At 65.4% G+C, this 18,629-nt stretch carries 18 protein-coding genes and 1 tRNA gene; 3 read left to right on the top strand and 16 right to left on the bottom strand.

The features are described 5' to 3' along the window. Positions 1–79: 79 nt before the first annotated feature. From nuoF to U5798_RS18385, 13 genes are all read right to left on the bottom strand, one after another. Positions 80–1,390, bottom strand: coding sequence for an NADH-quinone oxidoreductase subunit NuoF (nuoF, locus tag U5798_RS18325; protein WP_034184889.1), 1,311 nt, complete (start codon positions 1,388–1,390; stop codon positions 80–82). Next, positions 1,387–1,872: an NADH-quinone oxidoreductase subunit NuoE gene (nuoE, locus tag U5798_RS18330; RefSeq protein WP_006756903.1), complete on the bottom strand. Its 486-nt coding sequence runs from the start codon at positions 1,870–1,872 to the stop codon at positions 1,387–1,389. The genes nuoF and nuoE overlap by 4 nt, the downstream gene beginning before the upstream one ends. Before the next feature lie 172 nt (positions 1,873–2,044). After that, on the bottom strand, positions 2,045–3,298 hold the full coding sequence (locus U5798_RS18335) for an NADH-quinone oxidoreductase subunit D (RefSeq protein ID WP_124453075.1): 1,254 nt from the start codon (positions 3,296–3,298) through the stop codon (positions 2,045–2,047). Between the two features lie 9 nt (positions 3,299–3,307). Continuing rightward, positions 3,308–3,910: an NADH-quinone oxidoreductase subunit C gene (locus tag U5798_RS18340; RefSeq protein ID WP_006478264.1), complete on the bottom strand. Its 603-nt coding sequence runs from the start codon at positions 3,908–3,910 to the stop codon at positions 3,308–3,310. Positions 3,911–3,931: 21 nt separating this feature from the next. After that, a complete protein-coding gene (locus U5798_RS18345; RefSeq protein ID WP_006398799.1) occupies positions 3,932–4,411 on the bottom strand; it encodes a NuoB/complex I 20 kDa subunit family protein in 480 nt (159 codons plus the stop codon). Positions 4,412–4,473: 62 nt separating this feature from the next. Further along, positions 4,474–4,833 carry an NADH-quinone oxidoreductase subunit A gene (locus U5798_RS18350; protein ID WP_006398798.1) on the bottom strand — a complete coding sequence of 120 codons (360 nt, stop codon included), beginning with the start codon at positions 4,831–4,833 and terminating at the stop codon, positions 4,474–4,476. A gap of 153 nt (positions 4,834–4,986) precedes the next feature. Continuing rightward, positions 4,987–5,071: transfer RNA gene (locus tag U5798_RS18355), tRNA-Leu, on the bottom strand. A 111-nt stretch (positions 5,072–5,182) separates the two neighbouring features. Next, complete coding sequence (gene secG, locus U5798_RS18360; protein ID WP_124453073.1) at positions 5,183–5,563, bottom strand: preprotein translocase subunit SecG; 381 nt, start codon at positions 5,561–5,563, stop codon at positions 5,183–5,185. 72 nt (positions 5,564–5,635) lie between these two features. Then, on the bottom strand, positions 5,636–6,391 hold the full coding sequence (gene tpiA, locus U5798_RS18365; RefSeq protein WP_124453071.1) for a triose-phosphate isomerase: 756 nt from the start codon (positions 6,389–6,391) through the stop codon (positions 5,636–5,638). Between the two features lie 141 nt (positions 6,392–6,532). After that, positions 6,533–7,552 carry an NAD(P)H-quinone oxidoreductase gene (locus tag U5798_RS18370; RefSeq protein ID WP_124453069.1) on the bottom strand — a complete coding sequence of 340 codons (1,020 nt, stop codon included), beginning with the start codon at positions 7,550–7,552 and terminating at the stop codon, positions 6,533–6,535. A gap of 148 nt (positions 7,553–7,700) precedes the next feature. Further along, positions 7,701–9,848: a polyribonucleotide nucleotidyltransferase gene (pnp, locus tag U5798_RS18375; protein ID WP_124453067.1), complete on the bottom strand. Its 2,148-nt coding sequence runs from the start codon at positions 9,846–9,848 to the stop codon at positions 7,701–7,703. Positions 9,849–10,138: 290 nt separating this feature from the next. Continuing rightward, positions 10,139–10,408: a 30S ribosomal protein S15 gene (gene rpsO / locus U5798_RS18380; RefSeq protein WP_006398792.1), complete on the bottom strand. Its 270-nt coding sequence runs from the start codon at positions 10,406–10,408 to the stop codon at positions 10,139–10,141. Positions 10,409–10,515: 107 nt separating this feature from the next. Beyond that, positions 10,516–11,775 (bottom strand): branched-chain amino acid ABC transporter substrate-binding protein, encoded by a 1,260-nt coding sequence (locus U5798_RS18385; protein WP_322082813.1) that lies wholly within the window; start codon positions 11,773–11,775, stop codon positions 10,516–10,518. 168 nt (positions 11,776–11,943) lie between these two features. Between U5798_RS18385 and U5798_RS18390 the strand changes: the two genes are divergently transcribed. The 3 genes from U5798_RS18390 (at position 11,944) to U5798_RS18400 (ending at position 15,074) form a co-directional block, all read left to right on the top strand. Beyond that, positions 11,944–12,456 (top strand): hypothetical protein, encoded by a 513-nt coding sequence (locus U5798_RS18390; RefSeq protein ID WP_322082814.1) that lies wholly within the window; start codon positions 11,944–11,946, stop codon positions 12,454–12,456. A gap of 386 nt (positions 12,457–12,842) precedes the next feature. Further along, the gene (locus U5798_RS18395) at positions 12,843–13,484 is read left to right on the top strand and encodes a carbonic anhydrase (protein WP_322082815.1); all 642 of its coding nucleotides are present in this window, start codon (positions 12,843–12,845) and stop codon (positions 13,482–13,484) included. A 39-nt stretch (positions 13,485–13,523) separates the two neighbouring features. Beyond that, positions 13,524–15,074 (top strand): SulP family inorganic anion transporter, encoded by a 1,551-nt coding sequence (locus tag U5798_RS18400; protein WP_322082816.1) that lies wholly within the window; start codon positions 13,524–13,526, stop codon positions 15,072–15,074. Between the two features lie 72 nt (positions 15,075–15,146). Here U5798_RS18400 and U5798_RS18405 read toward each other — a convergent pair whose 3' ends face one another. The 3 genes from U5798_RS18405 to U5798_RS18415 all read right to left on the bottom strand — a co-directional run bounded on the left by U5798_RS18405 (position 15,147) and on the right by U5798_RS18415 (position 18,541). Further along, a complete protein-coding gene (locus tag U5798_RS18405; RefSeq protein WP_124453057.1) occupies positions 15,147–16,691 on the bottom strand; it encodes a 2-isopropylmalate synthase in 1,545 nt (514 codons plus the stop codon). Between the two features lie 317 nt (positions 16,692–17,008). Next, on the bottom strand, positions 17,009–17,881 hold the full coding sequence (gene pssA / locus U5798_RS18410; protein WP_089435395.1) for a CDP-diacylglycerol--serine O-phosphatidyltransferase: 873 nt from the start codon (positions 17,879–17,881) through the stop codon (positions 17,009–17,011). 15 nt (positions 17,882–17,896) lie between these two features. Then, positions 17,897–18,541: a phosphatidylserine decarboxylase gene (locus tag U5798_RS18415; RefSeq protein ID WP_124453055.1), complete on the bottom strand. Its 645-nt coding sequence runs from the start codon at positions 18,539–18,541 to the stop codon at positions 17,897–17,899. Between the last annotated feature and the right edge of the window lie 88 nt (positions 18,542–18,629).

Raw genomic sequence — 18,629 nt, forward strand, 5'->3', positions numbered from 1 at the left:
GGTGAATGGTCCTTAACCTATTTCCGCCCGTTCGCGCCTTCGCCCGACCGTGCGCTCAAATTCCGCAACCGGGTTCGCTTCAGGCTGCCGCCGCGTGCGCGTGGCCGCCGACCATGCAGTGCTTGTGCTCGACGTGGTACGCGAATTCGTCCCAGTAGTGCTTGAGCATCCCGCGCACCGGCATCGCCGCCGCATCGCCGAGTGCACAGATCGTGCGGCCCATGATGTTCTCGGCCACCGAGTTCAGCAGGTCCAGATCTTCCTGGCGCCCTTCGCCGTGCTCGATACGGTTCACGACGCGGTACAGCCAGCCGGTGCCTTCACGGCACGGCGTGCACTGGCCGCACGATTCCTCGTAATAGAAGTACGACAGGCGCAGCAGCGAGCGCACCATGCAACGCGTCTCGTCCATCACGATCACCGCGCCCGAGCCGAGCATCGAGCCGGCCTTCGCGATCGAATCGTAGTCGAGATCCGTCTGCATCATGATGTCGCCCGGGATCACCGGCGCCGACGAACCGCCCGGAATCACGGCCTTGATCTTCTTGCCGCCGCGCATCCCGCCGGCGAGCTCCATCAGCGTCGCGAACGGCGTGCCGAGCGGCACTTCGTAGTTGCCCGGACGCTCGACGTCGCCCGACACCGAGAAAATCTTCGTGCCGCCGTTGTTCGGCTTGCCGATCTCGAGGTAGTTCTGCGGCCCGATGGACAGCAGGAACGGCACCGCCGCGAACGTCTCGGTGTTGTTGATCGTGGTCGGCTTGCCGTACACGCCGAAGCTCGCCGGGAACGGCGGCTTGAAGCGCGGCTGGCCCTTCTTGCCTTCGAGCGACTCGAGCAGCGCCGTTTCCTCGCCGCAGATGTACGCGCCGTAACCGTGGTGCGCGTGCAGCTGGAACGAGAATTCCGAGCCCATGATGTGGTCGCCGAGGAACCCGGCTGCGCGCGCTTCATCGAGCGCGGCTTCGAAGCGTCGATACACTTCGAAGATTTCGCCGTGGATGTAGTTGTAGCCGACGGTGATGCCCATCGCATATGCGCCGATGGCCATGCCTTCGATCAGCGCGTGCGGGTTCCAGCGCAGGATGTCGCGATCCTTGAACGTGCCCGGTTCGCCTTCGTCCGAGTTGCAGACGAGGTACTTCTGCCCCGGGAACTGGCGCGGCATGAAGCTCCACTTCAAGCCGGTCGGGAAGCCCGCACCGCCGCGGCCGCGCAGGCCCGACGCCTTCACGTCGGCGATCACCTGCTCGGGGGGAATCTTTTCTTCGAGAATGCGGCGCAGCTGCTTGTAGCCGCCGCGTGCAACGTAATCTTCGAGATGCCAGTTCTCGCCGTTCAGACCAGCGAGGATCAGCGGTTTGATGTGACGGTCGTGGAGGGACGTCATTTCGAGAGCTCCTCAAGCAGCTGGTCGATCTTCTCGCGGCTCATGAAGCTGCACATTCTGTGATTGTTCACCAGCAGCACCGGCGCATCGCCGCACGAGCCCATGCATTCGCCTTCCTTCAGCGTGAACTTGCCGTCGGGCGTGGTCTCGCCGAAGCCGATGCCGAGCTTCTGTTTCAGGTAGTCGGCAGTCGCTTCCGCGCCGCCGTGCGGGCCGAGCTGGCACGGCAGGTTCGTACAGAGCGTGATCTTGTGCTTGCCGACCGGGTTGAGCTCGTACATCGTGTAGAACGTCGCGACTTCCTGCACGGCAACGGCCGGCATGCCGAGATAGTCCGCGACGAACTGCATCAGTTCGGGCGACAGCCAGCCGTGCTCTTCTTGAGCCACGGCCAACGCCGACATCACGGCGGACTGTTTCTGATCGGCGGGATACTTCGTCAACGCTCGATCGATTTCCTTCAGGCCTTCAGCTGAGATCATTTTCAGACACGACTCTTTCAATTCCTACCGAACGAACAACCTGCCGCACACTGGGGTGCATGGACGGCAGACCTGGCGCTCACTCTGTTGACAGCTTGCGAAGCCGCGCCGGTTCAGCGCGCATCGCGTGTGACTTACTGCTCGCCGCCCGCTCGCGCAGGCGGCGCAACCATTAGCGATCGATCTCGCCGAACACGATGTCCTGCGTACCGATGATCGTGACGGCGTCGGCGATCATGTGACCGCGCGCCATTTCGTCGAGCGACGCCAGGTGAGCGAAACCCGGTGCGCGAATCTTGAGGCGATACGGCTTGTTGGCACCGTCCGACACGAGGTAGATGCCGAATTCACCCTTCGGATGCTCGACCGCCGCGTACGCTTCGCCTTCCGGCACATGAAAACCTTCGGTGAAGAGCTTGAAGTGGTGAATCAAGTCTTCCATGTTGGTCTTCATGCCGACGCGCGACGGCGGGGCAACCTTGTGATTGTCCGTCATCACCGGGCCCGGATTCTTGCGGAGCCACTCAATACACTGTTTCGCGATGCGGATCGACTGGCGCATTTCTTCGACGCGCACCAGATAGCGGTCGTAGCAATCGCCGTTCACGCCGACCGGCACGTCGAAATCGATGCGATCGTACACTTCGTACGGCTGCTTCTTGCGCAGATCCCATGCGATACCCGAGCCGCGCAGCATCGGGCCCGTCAGGCCCATCTGCAGCGCACGTTCCGGGCTGACCACGCCGATCCCGACCAGACGCTGCTTCCAGATCCGGTTGTCGGTGAGCAGCGTTTCGTATTCGTCGACGCACTTCGGGAAGCGCGTGAAGAAGTCGTCGATGAAGTCGAGCACCGAGCCGCTGCGCGCTTCGTTCATCTTCGCGAGCGCCTTCTCGTTGCGAATCTTCGACGCCTTGTATTGCGGCATTGCGTCAGGCAGGTCGCGGTAGACGCCGCCCGGACGGTAGTACGCCGCGTGCATCCGGGCGCCGGACACAGCCTCGTACACGTCCATCAGGTCTTCGCGTTCGCGGAAGGCGTACAGGAACACGGCCATCGCGCCGACGTCGAGTGCGTGCGCGCCGATCCACATCAGGTGGTTCAGCACGCGCGTGATCTCGTCGAACAGCACGCGGATGTACTGCGCGCGCTCCGGCACGTCGATGCCGAGCAGCTTCTCGATCGCGAGCACGTAGCCGTGCTCGTTGACCATCATCGACACGTAGTCGAGACGGTCCATGTACGGCACGGACTGGATGAAGGTCTTGGATTCCGCGAGCTTTTCCGTCGCGCGGTGCAGCAGGCCGATGTGCGGATCGGCACGCTGGATGACTTCGCCGTCGAGCTCGAGCACGAGGCGCAGCACGCCGTGCGCTGCCGGGTGCTGCGGGCCGAAGTTGAGCGTGTAGTTCTTGATTTCTGCCATGACGCCCCCTTAATGTTTCAGACCGCCATAGCGATCCTCGCGGATCACGCGCGGCGTGATTTCGCGCGGCTCGATCGTCACCGGCTGGTACACGACCCGCTTCTCTTCCGGGTCGTAACGCATTTCGACGTAGCCCGACACCGGGAAGTCCTTGCGGAACGGGTGACCGATGAAGCCGTAGTCGGTGAGGATGCGGCGCAGGTCGGGGTGGCCTTCGAACACGATGCCGTACAGGTCGAACGCTTCACGCTCGTACCAGTTCGCGGAGGTCCAGATGTCGACCAGCGATGCCACGATCGGCAGGTCGTCGTCCGGCGCGAATGCGCGCAGGCGCAGGCGCCAGTTGTTCGTGACCGACAGCAGGTGCGACACAGCCGCGAAACGCGGGCCGTCGTAGGCGCCGTCGCCGAAGGTCTGGTAGTCGACGCCGCAGAGATCGATCAGCTGCTCGAAACGGAGCTTCGGATCGTCGCGCAGCGTCTTTGCGACTTCGAGGTAATCGCTCGCCTTCACGACGAGCGTCAGTTCACCGATCGCTTCGGTGAGGCTCACCACGCGCGCGCCGAGCGCGGCTTCGAGGTTTGCCTTGAGGGTCTCGATTTTGCTTGCCATATTGAGGGGACGCTCGGGGCTTTATTGACGGGCGATGGTATTGGTGCGGCGGATCTTCGCCTGAAGCTGGATCACGCCATAGACCAGCGCCTCGGCCGTGGGCGGACAGCCCGGCACGTAGACGTCGACCGGCACGATCCGGTCGCAACCGCGGACCACCGAATACGAGTAGTGGTAGTAACCGCCACCGTTCGCGCACGATCCCATCGAGATCACCCAGCGCGGCTCGGCCATCTGGTCGTACACGCGACGCAGCGCCGGCGCCATCTTGTTGCACAGCGTGCCGGCGACGATCATCACGTCCGACTGACGCGGACTCGGACGGAACACGACCCCGAACCGGTCCAGGTCATAACGGGCCGCGCCCGCATGCATCATCTCGACGGCGCAACACGCGAGCCCGAACGTCATCGGCCACAGCGAGCCGGTACGCGTCCAGTTGATCAGCTTGTCAGCCGTCGTGGTGACAAACCCTTCCTTCAAGACCCCTTCGATACTCATTTGCTTTCCACTCCAGACGAGCGACCGAGCGTGGCCGCCCATGCAAACCGGCGATTAACCCATCACTCCCAGTCGAGGCCGCCTTTCTTCCAGATATAGGCAAAGCCCAGCAGGAATTCGAGCAGAAAAATCATCATTGCGATGAAACCCGGCCAGCCGATGTCCCGGAGCGCGACGCCCCACGGAAACAGGAATGCGGTTTCGAGATCGAAGATGATGAACAGGATGGCGACGAGGTAATACCGGACGTCGAATTTCATCCGGGCGTCTTCAAAGGCTTCGAAGCCGCACTCGTACGGTGCGTTCTTCTCGACGTCCGGCTTGTTGGGACCCAGGAGCTTGCCGATGCTGACCAGCGCTATACCTAAACCAGTGCCCACGAGGAGGAACAACAAGACGGGGTAATAGGCTGCGAGGTTCAAGGCAATCCTCTATCGGTTGGTTCTGAGCGTCCGGAGAATACCACTTCCGGCGGAAGGAATCATTTCGGAGTGCAGGCGATCGCAAGACAACCGCAAGCACACCCCAGAAATGAAAAATGCCAGCCACTAGAAGCGGCTGGCATTGAGTAACTTTGGTGCCGACGGCGAGACTCGAACTCGCACAGCTTTCGCCACTACCCCCTCAAGATAGCGTGTCTACCAATTTCACCACGTCGGCACTGCATGCAACTCGGGTTGTGCTGCTTGTTTCCCGCGAATCGCTTCAAGAATTAAATTCTAACCCGAGTTCCAGATTTGTTCAACGCACAAACGCAAAAAATTTAACTTTTTATTTCGGGACATCCTGGCCCGGCGCGCTTGCAGCCGAACCCGCAACAGCGGCGGATGCCGCGACTGCCGGTGCCGATGCTGCAGGCGCCGATGCCGGTGCGGTCGCTACCGCGCCGAGCACGCCGGCCGACGGCGTCGACTTGTACGAACCGAGGTACGTCAGCGCGAGCGTCGCGACGAAGAAGATCGTCGCGAGAATGCCCGTCGTGCGCGACAGGAAGTTCGCCGACCCCGTCGCACCGAACAGGCTGCCCGACGCGCCGCTGCCGAACGCGGCGCCCATGTCGGCACCCTTGCCGTGCTGCAGCAGCACGAGACCAATCACACCGAGTGCAGACAGCACCTGCACCACAATAATCAGCGTCTTGAATAACAGCATCACACCCACCCGATTGGATCGGGCGACCGGACCGTCCGGCCGCCGTCATGGTTCAATTCGATCTCGGACCGCTTATCGCGCGGCCCGGCAGATCGCCAGGAAATCTTCCGCCTTCAACGACGCGCCGCCGATCAGGCCGCCGTCGATGTCCGGCTGCGCGAACAGCTCTTCCGCGTTGTCCGGCTTCACGCTGCCGCCGTACAGCACGGATACGTCCGCCGCACCCTTCGCCGCGAGGCGCGCGCGCAGGAACGCGTGCACGTCCTGCGCCTGCGCCGACGTCGCGCTCTTGCCCGTGCCGATCGCCCAGACCGGCTCGTACGCGACGACGATGCGGGCAGCCTCGTCGGCCGTCAGCACGGCCAGCACCGCGTCGAGCTGCGCACCGACGACCTGCTCGGTCGCACCCGACTCGCGCTCGGCGAGCGTCTCGCCGACGCACACGACCGGCGTGAGGCCGGCTGCGAGCGCGCGCTGCGTCTTCGCCGCGACCGTCTCGTTGCTTTCGCGGTGATACGCGCGGCGCTCCGAGTGACCGACGATCGCATAGCGTGCGCCGAACTCCGCGACCATCGCGGCCGCCACTTCGCCGGTGAACGCGCCCTGTTCGTGCGCGGACACGTCCTGCGCGCCCCAGGCGACACGGCCGCCATCGAGCTGCGCGTGAACCTGCGCGAGATACGGGAACGGCACGCACACGCCGACCGACGTTTCGGCCGCCACCGCGCCCACGCCCTGCACCACTTCGTTCAGCAACGCCTGGTTGCCGGCCAGCCGGCCGTGCATCTTCCAGTTGCCGATCACCCGCTTAGTTCTCTGTTTCGACATCGTGTCTGTCTCGTCACCGCTTGGTCATTAACGCGCCGGAAACCGGCCGTCAGGTTTGATCTGGCGAAGCAAACCCGCGATTTTACTGCGCACGGCTTGAACCGGTCAAACCGCGCATGTCAAGCCCGGCCACACGGGCCGTCAGGCGTTCGTACCCCAATCGAGGACGATCTTGCCGGTGTGCTCGCTGCTTTCCATCAGCGCATGCGCCTGCGCGGCGTCCGCGGCCGGCAGCACGCGATAGATCACCGGCTTGATGCGGCCGTCGGCGATCAGCGGCCACACGCGCGCCTTCAGTTGCGCGGCGATGCGCGCCTTGAACTCGACCGGGCGCGGCCGCAGCGTCGAACCCGTGATGGTCAGCCGGCGGCGCAGGATCTCGCTCAGGTTGACGTCGGCCTTCGCGCCGCCGAGCAGCGCGATCAGCACGAGACGGCCACCGTCCGCGAGCGCGGACAGCTCGCGCGGCACGTACGAGCCCGCCACCATGTCGAGGATCACGTCGACGCCGCGATCGTGTGTCAGCGACTTCACGACCTCGACGAAGTCTTCGGTCTTGTAGTTGATCGCACGTTCGGCGCCGAGCGCCTCGCACGCGCGGCATTTGTCGGCGGTGCCGGCCGTCGCGAACACGCGAAAGCCGAGCGCATGCGCGATCTGGATGGCCGTCACGCCGATGCCGCTCGAGCCGCCCTGAACCAGCAGCGTCTCCTGCTCGCCGCCTTCGCCCGCGCCGAGCCCCGCACGGTCGAACACGTTGCTCCACACGGTGAAGAACGTTTCGGGCAGCGACGCGGCCTCGATATCGGTGAGCCCGTCGGGCACGGGCAGGCATTGCGGCAGCGGTGCGACCGCGTATTCGGCGTAACCGCCGCCCGCGAGCAGCGCGCACACGCGATCGCCCAGCTTCAGGCCGAACGGGTTCAGCGCGACATCGGACAGATCGCCGCCGACGATTTCGCCCGCCACCTCGAGCCCCGGCAGATCCGACGCACCCGGCGGCGGCGCATAGGCACCCTTGCGCTGGAACACGTCGGGCCGGTTCACGCCGGAAGCCGCCACCTTGATCAGCACCTCGCCGCGCTTCGGTTCGGGGCGCGGACGCTCCGCAAGCTTCAGCACGTCGGGGGCGCCGAATTCGGTGATTTCGATGGCTTTCATGGTGAGGGAGGCTCCAGGATCGGAATCGGATGGCACGCCCGCGCGCACGGCACGAGCGCCTCGCCGGCGCTGCTGCGCCGCACAACGATGCTACAGAAAAAACGGCCGGCGCGCTTTCGCACTGCCGGCCGTTGGTCCGCCCGTCCGCTTACTGCTGCGGCGGCGTGTCCGACTGCGCTGCCGCGGCTGCTTCGTTCAGCAGCGCCTTGGCCGACAGGCGCACACGGCCCTTCTCGTCCGTCTGAATGACCTTGACCTTGACCTGCTGACCTTCCTTCAGGTAGTCGTTGATGTCCTTCACACGCTCGTTGACGATTTCCGAGATGTGCAGCAGGCCGTCCTTGCCCGGCAGCAGGTTCACGATCGCGCCGAAATCGAGCAGCTTGAGCACCGTGCCTTCGTACACCTGGCCGACTTCGATTTCGGCCGTGATTTGCTCGATGCGCTTCTTCGCTTCGGCCATGCCGTCGCTGTTCGTGCTCGCGATCGTCACGACGCCGTCATCGGAGATGTCGATGGTCGTGCCCGTTTCTTCCGTCAGCGCGCGAATCACCGAACCGCCCTTGCCGATCACGTCGCGGATCTTTTCCGGGTTGATCTTGATCGTGATCATGCGCGGCGCGAATTCCGACAGTTGCGTGTTCGCACCCGAGACTGCCGACGTCATCTTGCCGAGGATGTGCATGCGGCCTTCCTTCGCCTGCGCGAGCGCGACCTGCATGATTTCCTTCGTGATGCCCTGGATCTTGATGTCCATCTGCAGCGCCGTCACGCCTTGCTCCGTGCCGGCCACCTTGAAGTCCATGTCGCCGAGGTGATCTTCGTCGCCGAGGATGTCGGTCAGCACCGCGAACTTGTTGCCTTCGAGGATCAGGCCCATCGCGATACCCGCGACGTGCGCCTTCATCGGCACGCCGGCGTCCATCAGCGCGAGGCAGCCGCCGCACACCGATGCCATCGACGACGAACCGTTCGATTCGGTGATTTCCGACACGACGCGGATCGAGTAACCGAATTCGTCAGCGCTCGGCAGGCACTTGACCAGCGCGCGCTTCGCGAGGCGGCCGTGGCCGATTTCGCGGCGCTTCGGCGAGCCGACGCGGCCCGTTTCGCCGGTCGCGAACGGCGGCATGTTGTAGTGGAGCATGAAGCGCTCGCGGTATTCGCCTTCGAGCGCGTCGATGATCTGCTCGTCACCCTTCGTGCCGAGCGTCGCGACGACCAGCGCCTGCGTCTCGCCGCGCGTGAACAGCGCCGAGCCGTGGGTACGCGGCAGCACGCCGGTGCGGATTTCGATCGGGCGCACGGTGCGCGTGTCGCGGCCGTCGATACGCGGCTCGCCGTTCAGGATCTGCGAACGGACGATCTTTGCCTCGATGTCGAACAGCACGTTGCCGACGGTAGCCTTGTCGGCCGCGACCGTACCGGCCGCCAGCGCCTCTTCCTCGAGCTTCGCCGAGGTCGCCGCGTAGACTTCCTTCAGCTTCGCCGAACGCGCTTGCTTGTCGCGCAGCTGGTAAGCGGCGAGCAGGTCGTTCTGCGCCAGCTCGGTCACGCGTGCGATCAGCGGCTCGTTCTTCGGCGCCGGCTGCCAGTCCCACTCGGGCTTGCCGCCTTCGCGCACCAGCTCGTGGATCGCGTCGATCGCAATCTGCATCTGCTCGTGACCGAACACCACTGCGCCCAGCATCACGTCTTCCGACAGCTGGTCGGCTTCCGACTCGACCATCAGCACGGCGCGCTCCGTACCCGCGACGACGAGGTCGAGGCTCGATGCCTTGATCTGGTCACGCGTCGGGTTCAGCACGTATGCGTTGTCGATGTACGCCACGCGTGCGGCACCGACCGGGCCGTTGAACGGCAGGCCCGACACGGCGAGCGCAGCCGATGCGCCGATCAGCGCGGGGATGTCCGCCGGGATTTCCGGGTTCACGGACAGCACGTGGATCACGACCTGGACTTCGTTGTAGAAGCCTTCCGGGAACAGCGGGCGCAGCGGACGGTCGATCAGGCGCGACGTCAGCGTCTCGTGCTCCGACGGACGGCCTTCGCGGCGGAAGAAACCGCCCGGGATCTTGCCGGCCGAGTAGGTCTTCTCGAGGTAATCGACGGTCAGCGGGAAGAAGTCCTGACCCGGCTTCGCCGACTTCGCGCCGACGACGGTTGCCAGCACGACGGTGTCTTCGACGTCGACGATCACCGCACCGCTCGCCTGGCGAGCGACTTCACCGGTTTCGAGGCGCACCTTGTGCTGGCCCCACTGGAATTCCTTCACGACCTTGTTGAACATGGACATGGTTGCTCCTTTGTATTCATGCATTTCATTCGCCGCGCCGGCCATCCGGCACGGCGGCGTCCCGACCGAATCACCCGGAGCAAGGTGTGTTTTTTATGCCATTCCAGCGCGGCGCTCGCGCAGCGACGCGCTGGAATGACACGAATCCTGCCCCGGTATCAGTCGTTGCGGCTGCCCCGCACGAACGTGCCGGACAGCCTGCGATGCGCGTGACGCTACGCACCGCGCAAAAACAAAATGCCTGTATCAGCGGACTGACACAGGCATCTTGCTGGCGGCAATCGCCTCGATTACTTACGCAGACCCAGCTTCTCGATCAGTGCGCGGTAACGGTCGGCATCCTTGCCCTTGAGGTAGTCGAGCAGCTTGCGGCGGCGGCTCACCATGCGCAGCAGGCCGCGGCGGCTGTGGTGATCCTTCGCGTGGGTCTTGAAGTGACCCGTCAGTTCGACGATACGTGCGGTCAGCAGTGCGACCTGGACTTCGGGCGACCCCGTGTCGTTGGTACCGCGGGCGAACTGAGCAACGACTTCCGACTTCTTGATATCTGCAACAGACATGTGATTTCCTTTCTAACTGAACAGGCGGACACGGAAGAATGGCCGTGCCGTGACTTACAACCGGCGGGCATTGTAGCACAACTCCTCGCCGTTCTTACCGCTCCCTGTCACGGACGCGTCATCGAGCATGCGGACGGCATCTCCGTGCGCTGCGCCGGCACCGCCAGCACCGTCCGGAAGCCATAGCCCGACCCCTCGTTGTCGAAGCGCACGCCCGGCGTGCCGGCCTTGTCCATCTCCATCACATAAAGGGGCTGGATCAACTGATGATCCTGCGCGCGCATCCGCGACGCATGGAAACCGTCGTCGAACGACAAACCCTCGAGCGCCCGCGCGACCGCGACAGGGTCGGCCGATCCCGCTCGGCTCATCGCCGCGGCCAGCATCTCGATCATCAGGCTCATCCGCCGCACCGGATAGTCGTCCTGCGCGGCCGGGAAACGGGTCCGGAACACGCGGTAGAACGCGTCCGATTTCGCGCCGCCCGCGTTCGGGTGCCAGTCGGCCACGGCCACGACGCGCCCGACGCCGGCGTCGCCGAGCGCGGCCGGCGCGCCGAGGCTGTTGCCGTAGAACGTGTAGAACTTCGCGTTCAGCCCCTGCTCGCGCGCCGCTTTCACGAGCAGCGTGAGGTCGTTGCCCCAGTTGCCGGTCACGACGGCGTCCGCCCCGCTCGCGCGGATCTTCGCGATATACGGCGCAAAATCCTTGATCCGGCCGATCGGGTGGAATTCGTCGCCGGCGATCGTCACGTCCGGGCGCCGCGTGGCCAGCGCCTGCCGCGCGAGCGCGCTGACATCGTGGCCGAAGCTGTAGTCCTGGTTCAGCAGATAGACCCTGCGCAGCGCGCGGTCGCGCGCCATCACGTCCGCGAGCGCGGCCATCCGCATGCCCGCGTGCGCATCGAAGCGGAAATGCCAGAAGCTGCAGCGCGCACCGGTCAGCGCGGGATCGTCGGCCGAATAGTTCAGGAACAGCATCCGGTTGTCCGGGTCGCGCGCGTTCAGCTTGTCGAGCGCCGCGACGAGCGCGGCCGCGACGGCCGAGCTGTTGCCCTGCGCAACGAAGCCGATATGGCGGTCCACGGCCGCGCGCAGCTGCACGAGCGCCTCCTCCGGGCTCCCCTTGCTGTCGAGCACGACGAGTTCGAGCGGGTGCGCGCCGTCGCGCAGCTTCACGCCGCCCGCCGCGTTGACCTGCTCGACGCCGAAGCGCAGGTTGCGCTCGACCGCCGCGCCCGCGTTCGCGAACGGGCCCGACATCCCTTCGACCAGCGCGATCCGCACGGGCTCGCCGCCGGCAAACGCGGACGACACGAGCATCCATCCTGCGCTCAACGCGAGCGCGCACCGCTTCCAACCCTGCATCGGCCACCTGCCCTTCAATCTGCCCGAGAAGCGCGGATCATAGGCCGGCGCGCCCGCCGCCCGCAAGCCCGGCCCTGCCGGCGATCCGCACCGATTTTTTCCGGGCGATGCACCGTCGCGCGTCGTCCGTGATACAACGGGTCCTGTTTCCGTGTTCTGGAGGATCCCATGCGCATTCGCATTCCCGCGCGCCTGCCGGTGCTGGCCGCCTGTGCCGCCGCACTGCTGGCCGGTTGCGCGCAACCGTGGCAGCAATACCAGGCCGGCCAGGACGAGTCGGCGATCGTCGCGCGCATGGGGCCGCCGCGCGAGATCTACGACCTGCCCGGCGGCGGCAAGCGACTGATGTGGCCGACCCAGCCGATGGGCGAGGTCACGATCGCGGCCGATGTCGACGCGGCCCACAAGATCGTCAACGTGCGCCAGGTGTTGCAGCCGAGCGAGTTCTATCGCGCGGAAATCGGCAAATGGACGAAGACCGACGTGCTCGTCAATTTCGGACGCCCGGTCGAGACGTCCTACTTCCCGCTGATGAAGCGCGAGGTGTGGACCTACCGGTATCTCGAGGACAACGTCTGGTACATGATGTACAGCTTCTATTTCGATCCGCAGGGCATCCTGCGCATCACGCAGAAAACCCCGGACCCGCTGCACGATCCCGATCGCCGCAACCTGTTCTGACCTGACCGATTACGCATTTACACGCAATTATCACAATGGCCATTCACGAATTATTGCGGAATGGCCATTTCCTTTTTTCCGCCGCCTTATTTAATTCGAGGATTATTGCGGAAAACTTTCCCGATCGATGACGCGCCGATGGCAATCCGCTGAACGCCCCGTCATGCGGGCCATTGCGCCGAATCAGGCATATCCGGTGCATGTCATGCGTTGGGTTGGTGCACACGATGCACTACGCCAAATCAATTTGAAACAATTTGTTTCATTGCACCCGGAGTGCTAGGGCATACCCCTAATATCAGTCGAAACCGAACCTTTCAATTCAGAAAGATTGCGATTGCGTCATTTCATCGATATTTATTTGCCTTGGTCACAAAGGAGTCCTCATGAATCGCCCCAAGAGCATGCTGGTTGCCAACATTGCCTGGGCCCGCGAGACGCGTGAACACTCGCCCGGCTTCTTCGACGCGCTCGCGCGCGGCCAGAACCCGCGCGTCCTGTGGATCGGCTGCGCCGACAGCCGCGTGCCGGCCGAAACCATCACGCACTGCGCGCCCGGCGAACTGTTCGTCCATCGCAACATCGCGAACCTGTTCCACCCCGACGACGACAATTCCGCCAGCGTGCTCGAGTACGCGGTGCGCGTGCTGAAGGTCGACCACGTGATCGTGTGCGGGCACTACGGCTGCGGCGGCGTGCGCGCGTCGCTGCTACCGCCGCCGGCCGACCTGCCGCACGTCGCGCGCCGCATCGCACCGCTCTGCGCGCTCGCGCGGCGCCATCGCGACACGCTCGGCGAGCTCGACGACACGGCGGCCGCCGATCGCCTCGCCGAACTGAACGTGCTCGAACAGGTACGGCTGCTGCGCGCGTCGCCGATCGTGCGCGGTCGCGAGCGGCCGCCGCTCGTGCATGGCTGGATCTTCTCGCTCGCCGACGGTCGCCTGCTGGAGCTCGATTCGGGCTACGCGGCGGCGCCCGTCGACGTCGAACCCGCGCTGGCCGCAACCGCCGACGCGCTCGGCTGATGCATCCCCCGCCCCAACGCCAATGAAATCGCCCCAACCATGAAACTGAACGAGCGCCTGTCCACCCTGCCGCGCGACATCGTCGCCGGCATCGTCGTTTTCCTCGTCGCGCTGCCGCTCTGTCTCGGCATCGCCAACGCCTCGGGCGTCGAGCCGTTCGCCGGGCTCGTGTCCGGCATCGTCGGCGGCATCGTCGTCGCGCTGCTGAGCGGCTCGTCGCTGTCCGTCAGCGGGCCGGCCGCCGGCCTCGTCGTGATCGTCGTCGAAGGGATCGCGCAACTCGGCAGCTTCTCCGCGTTCCTGCTCGCGGTGCTGCTGTCCGGCGTGCTGCAGTTCGGGTTCGGCATGCTGCGCGCCGGCCGCTTCGCCGCCTACGTGCCGTCGCCCGTCATCAAGGGCATGCTCGCCGCGATCGGCCTGCTGCTGATCGTGAAGCAGATCCCGTTCGCGTTCGGCATCGGCGGCTCGGCCGCGCAACCGTTTGCGAACTGGCCGGGCCTGCCGGTCGCATGGGCCGCCACGGCCATCGCGCTCGCGTCGCTCGCGCTGCTGATCGCGTGGGACACGCCTGTACTGCGCCGCTTCGCGCTGGTGCGCTCGGTACCCGCGCCGCTCGCAGTCGTCGTGCTCGGGATCGGCGCGACGCTCGTGCTGGGCTTCGTCGCGCCGGCCGTCGCGCCGGGCGCCGCCCATCGCGTGACGCTGCCCGAGCTCGGGTCGTTCGCGGCGCTCGCGGCCTCGCTCAAGCATGCGGAGCTCGGCCCGAACTTCGCGCAGCTCGTCAATCCGGACGTGTGGCGCGTCGCGATCACGCTCGCGGTCGTCGCGAGCCTCGAGACGCTGCTGAGCCTCGAAGCCGTCGAGCAGATCGACCCGAAGCGCCGGCCGGTGCAGCCCGATCGCGAGCTGAAGGCCCAGGGCGTCGGCAATCTCGTCGCGGGCGCCGTTGGCGGGCTGCCGATCACGTCGGTGATCGTACGCAGCTCGGTTAACGTCAACGCGGGCGCGCAAAGCCGGATGTCGGCCATCGTCCACGGGATTTTGCTGCTCGCGAGCGTGTTCGCGCTCACCGGACTCATCAACCTGATCCCGCTCGCGAGCCTCGCCGCAATCCTGATCCACACGGGCTTCAAGCTCGCGAAGCCGACGCTGTTCCGTTCGGTGATGAAGCAAGGGCCGGCCGCGTTCGTGCCGTTCGCGGCGACGATCATCGGCGTGCTCTCGGTCGACCTGCTGTTCGGCATCGCGCTCGGCCTCGCGTGCAGCGTGCTGGCGGTCGCCGTCGCGAACCTGAAGAGCCCCGTCACGCTCGCGCAGCACGACGACCACTTCCTGCTGTCGTTCCGCAAGGACGTGTCGTTCCTCGGCAAGGTGCAGGTCAAGCACCACCTGCGGCACATTCCGGACCGCGCGGCGGTGATCATCGACGCGACACGCGCCGACTACATCGATCACGACGTGCTCGAACTGCTCGACGCGTTCGTCGCCGATGCGCCGCGTCGCGGGATCGCGGTCGAGTTCCGCCGGCGCAGCCCGGCGCCGCGCCCGGCGACGCGCCGCTGGCTGTTCCGCGCGCCGGCCGCCGAATGAGCGGCAGATGAAAAAACGCCCCGGCGGCGCAGGGCCGCACGGGGCGTTCCGGAGAGGCTCAGCGCGCGGCGCTTACGAGCGCTGCGGGTTGAGCTTGTCGTCCTTCGAATGCAGCTTGTTCAGCGCGGAGATGTACGCCTTCGCCGATGCGGCGACGATGTCCGGATCGGTGCCGACGCCATTGACGATCCGCCCGCTCTTCGACAGGCGGACGGTCACCTCGCCCTGCGCCTGCGTGCCGGTCGTGATGGCGTTCACCGAGTACAGCAGCAGTTCGGACCCGCTGCCGACTTCACCCTCGATCGCATTGAACGTCGCGTCGACCGGGCCGTTGCCGCGCGCCTCGCCCGTCACTTCCTGGCCTTCGACCGCGAACACGACCTTCGCCTGCGGCTGCTCGCCCGTTTCCGAGCGCTGCGACAGCGACACGAACTTGTAGTGCTCCTGCTCGTGCGCGAGCGCCGACTCTTCGGAGACGATCGCGATGATGTCCTCGTCGAAGATCTCGGCCTTGCGGTCGGCCAGATCCTTGAAACGCATGAACGCGGCGTTCAGTTCGGCTTCGCTGTCGAGCGACACGCCGAGTTCCTGCAGGCGCTGCTTGAACGCGTTACGGCCCGACAGCTTGCCGAGCACGATCTTGTTCGCAGTCCAGCCCACGTCTTCCGCGCGCATGATCTCGTAGGTGTCGCGTGCCTTCAGCACGCCGTCCTGGTGGATGCCCGACGCGTGCGCGAACGCGTTCGCGCCGACCACCGCCTTGTTCGGCTGCACGACGAAACCGGTGATCTGCGACACGAGCTTCGACGTCGGCACGATCTGCGTCGTGTCGATGCCGACGTCGAGGCCGAAGTAGTCCTTGCGCGTCTTCACGGCCATCACGATTTCTTCGAGCGACGTGTTGCCCGCGCGCTCGCCGAGCCCGTTGATCGTGCACTCGATCTGGCGCGCACCGCCGATCTTCACGCCGGCCAGCGAGTTCGCGACCGCCATCCCGAGGTCGTTGTGGCAGTGCACCGAGAAGATCGCCTTGTCCGAGTTCGGAATGCGCTCGCGCAGCGTCTTCACGAGGTTGCCGTAGAGCTCCGGCACGCCGTAGCCGACCGTGTCGGCGATGTTGATCGTCGTCGCGCCTTCCGCGATCACGGCTTCCAGCACGCGGCACAGGAAATCGAGATCCGAACGGCTGCCGTCTTCCGGCGAGAATTCGACGTTGTCGGTGAACTTGCGCGCGAAACGCACCGCGAGACGTGCCTGCTCGAACACCTGGTCGGGCGTCATCCGCAGCTTCTTCTCCATGTGCAGCGGCGACGTCGCGATGAACGTGTGGATCCGCGAGCTGTTGGCCGGCTTCAGCGCGTCGGCCGCGCGCTGGATGTCCTTGTCGTTGGCTCGCGCCAGCGAACAGATCGTGCTGTCCTTCACGAGACCGGCGATCGTGTGGATCGCGTCGAAGTCGCCGTTCGAGCTGGCCGCGAAGCCGGCTTCGATCACGTCGACCTTCATCCGCTCGAGGTTCTTCGCGATGCGGATTTTCTCTTCCTTCGTCATCGACGCGCCGGGCGATTGTTCGCCGTCACGCAACGTCGTATCGAAAATGATCAGCTTGTCTGTCATGGGGGGCTCCAGGGCTCTTTATACGGAAGTCAAACGCAATGAGATCGCGCCACCGCTGGCGACGCTCAACAACAGACGAGGCTTGAGACGGGGGGGCGAGAACGGTCAGCGCGGCAGGCGCACCAAAGCTAGCGCGCGTAGCGGCGCACCGGCTAGAAGGAGGGAGAGGCGGGAAGATGCAGTCATGCCGAAGACTATAGCGGCATTCCGGTGACCGCGCAATCGGACGCCGCCCGGGGATTCCCGCGGCCTGGCGCGAAAAGGGGGACAAATAAAAACGGCGGCCTCGAGGCCGCCGTTTCCGGGTCAATCGCACGTCAGTGATCGCGCTGCGACGAGCGCGCCGGATTCGCGCGCCCGCGGACGGCCATATAGGCCCAGAACACATAGCCCGACAGCCCGTACAGGACAAACAGGCAGAACAGCATCAGCGGCGGATCGGACGACACGAGCACGAACGCGACGACGACCAGCAGGATCGCCGCGAACGGCACGCGGTGCCGCACGTCGAGCGCCTTGCCGCTGTAGAACGGCGCGTTCGACACCATCGTCACGCCCGCGTAGATCGTCAGCACGAACGCGACCCACGGCAGCCAGCCGAGCTTCATCGGCACGCGGTTGTCGGTCGCGAGCCACACGAAGCCCGCGATCAGCGCGGCGGCGGCCGGGCTCGGCAGCCCCTGGAAGAAGCGCTTGTCGACCACGCCGATGTTCGTGTTGAAGCGCGCGAGACGCAGCGCGGCGCCCGAGCAGTAGACGAACGCGGCGAGCCAGCCCCAGCGGCCGAGATCCTTCAGCACCCACTCGTACATCACGAGCGCGGGCGCGACGCCGAACGACACCATGTCCGACAGGCTGTCGAACTGCTCGCCGAACGCGCTCTGCGTGTGCGTCATGCGTGCGACGCGCCCGTCCATCCCGTCGAGCACCATCGCGACGAAAATCGCGATCGCGGCGATCTCGAAGCGCACGTTCATCGCCTGCACGACCGCGAAGAAGCCGCAGAACAGCGCGGCGGTCGTGAATGCGTTCGGCAGCAGGTAGATGCCGCGCGTCTTCAGGAACCGCTGGCGCGCGGCGCGGCGGCTCTCGAGCGGCGCCGCATCGGGCGCCATCACCTTGTTGCGGCGGAACGGGCGTGGCGTCTGGCCGGAGCCGTTACGCGGCCGACGCGGTTTGAATGCGGCCATCGTGCGCCCCGCCGCTTACTGCTCGAGCTCGGCGAGGATCGTCGACGACGCGTAGACCTTCTCGCCGATCGACACCTTCGCGCGGCTGCCGAGCGGCAGGTACACGTCGACGCGCGAACCGAAGCGGATGAAACCGTAGCGCTGGCCGCGCGACAGCGGCTCGCCGGCCCGGACGTAGCAGAGGATCCGGCGGGCGACCAGGCCCGCGATCTGCACGGCGGTGACGGTCTTGCCGCTTGCCGTCTGGATCACGACCGCATTGCGCTCGTTCTCGGTCGACGCCTTGTCGATCGCCGCGTTCAGGAACGCGCCCGGGAAGTATTCGACCTTGGTGATCGCGCCATCGACCGGCGAACGCTGCGAGTGGACATTGAATACATTCATGAACACGCTGATCTTCAGCGCTTCACGGTTCGCGTACGGGTCTTGTGCGGTCTCGACCGCGACGATGCGGCCGTCTGCCGGGCACAGCACCGCATTCGGCTGCGCCGGGATCGGGCGCTGCGGATCGCGGAAGAACTGGACGACGAAGACGAGCAGCAGCCAGAACGGCCACGCGAAGCCGAAGCCCCCGACGGCGTGGATCAACAGCGCGACGACGGCAGCAATCGCGATGAACGGCCAGCCTTCGCGCGCGATGATCGGATGAGGATAGTTCATGGATTCGTTCTGTGTTCGGTGAATTGGTAGGGTAGCCCCCTCTCCTTGCGGAGAAGGGGCCCCCTAGGAACCGTACGTGCGAGTTTCC

Origin of the sequence: Burkholderia sp. BCC1972 (assembly GCF_905339605.1) — a bacterium.
Lineage (GTDB): Bacteria > Pseudomonadota > Gammaproteobacteria > Burkholderiales > Burkholderiaceae > Burkholderia.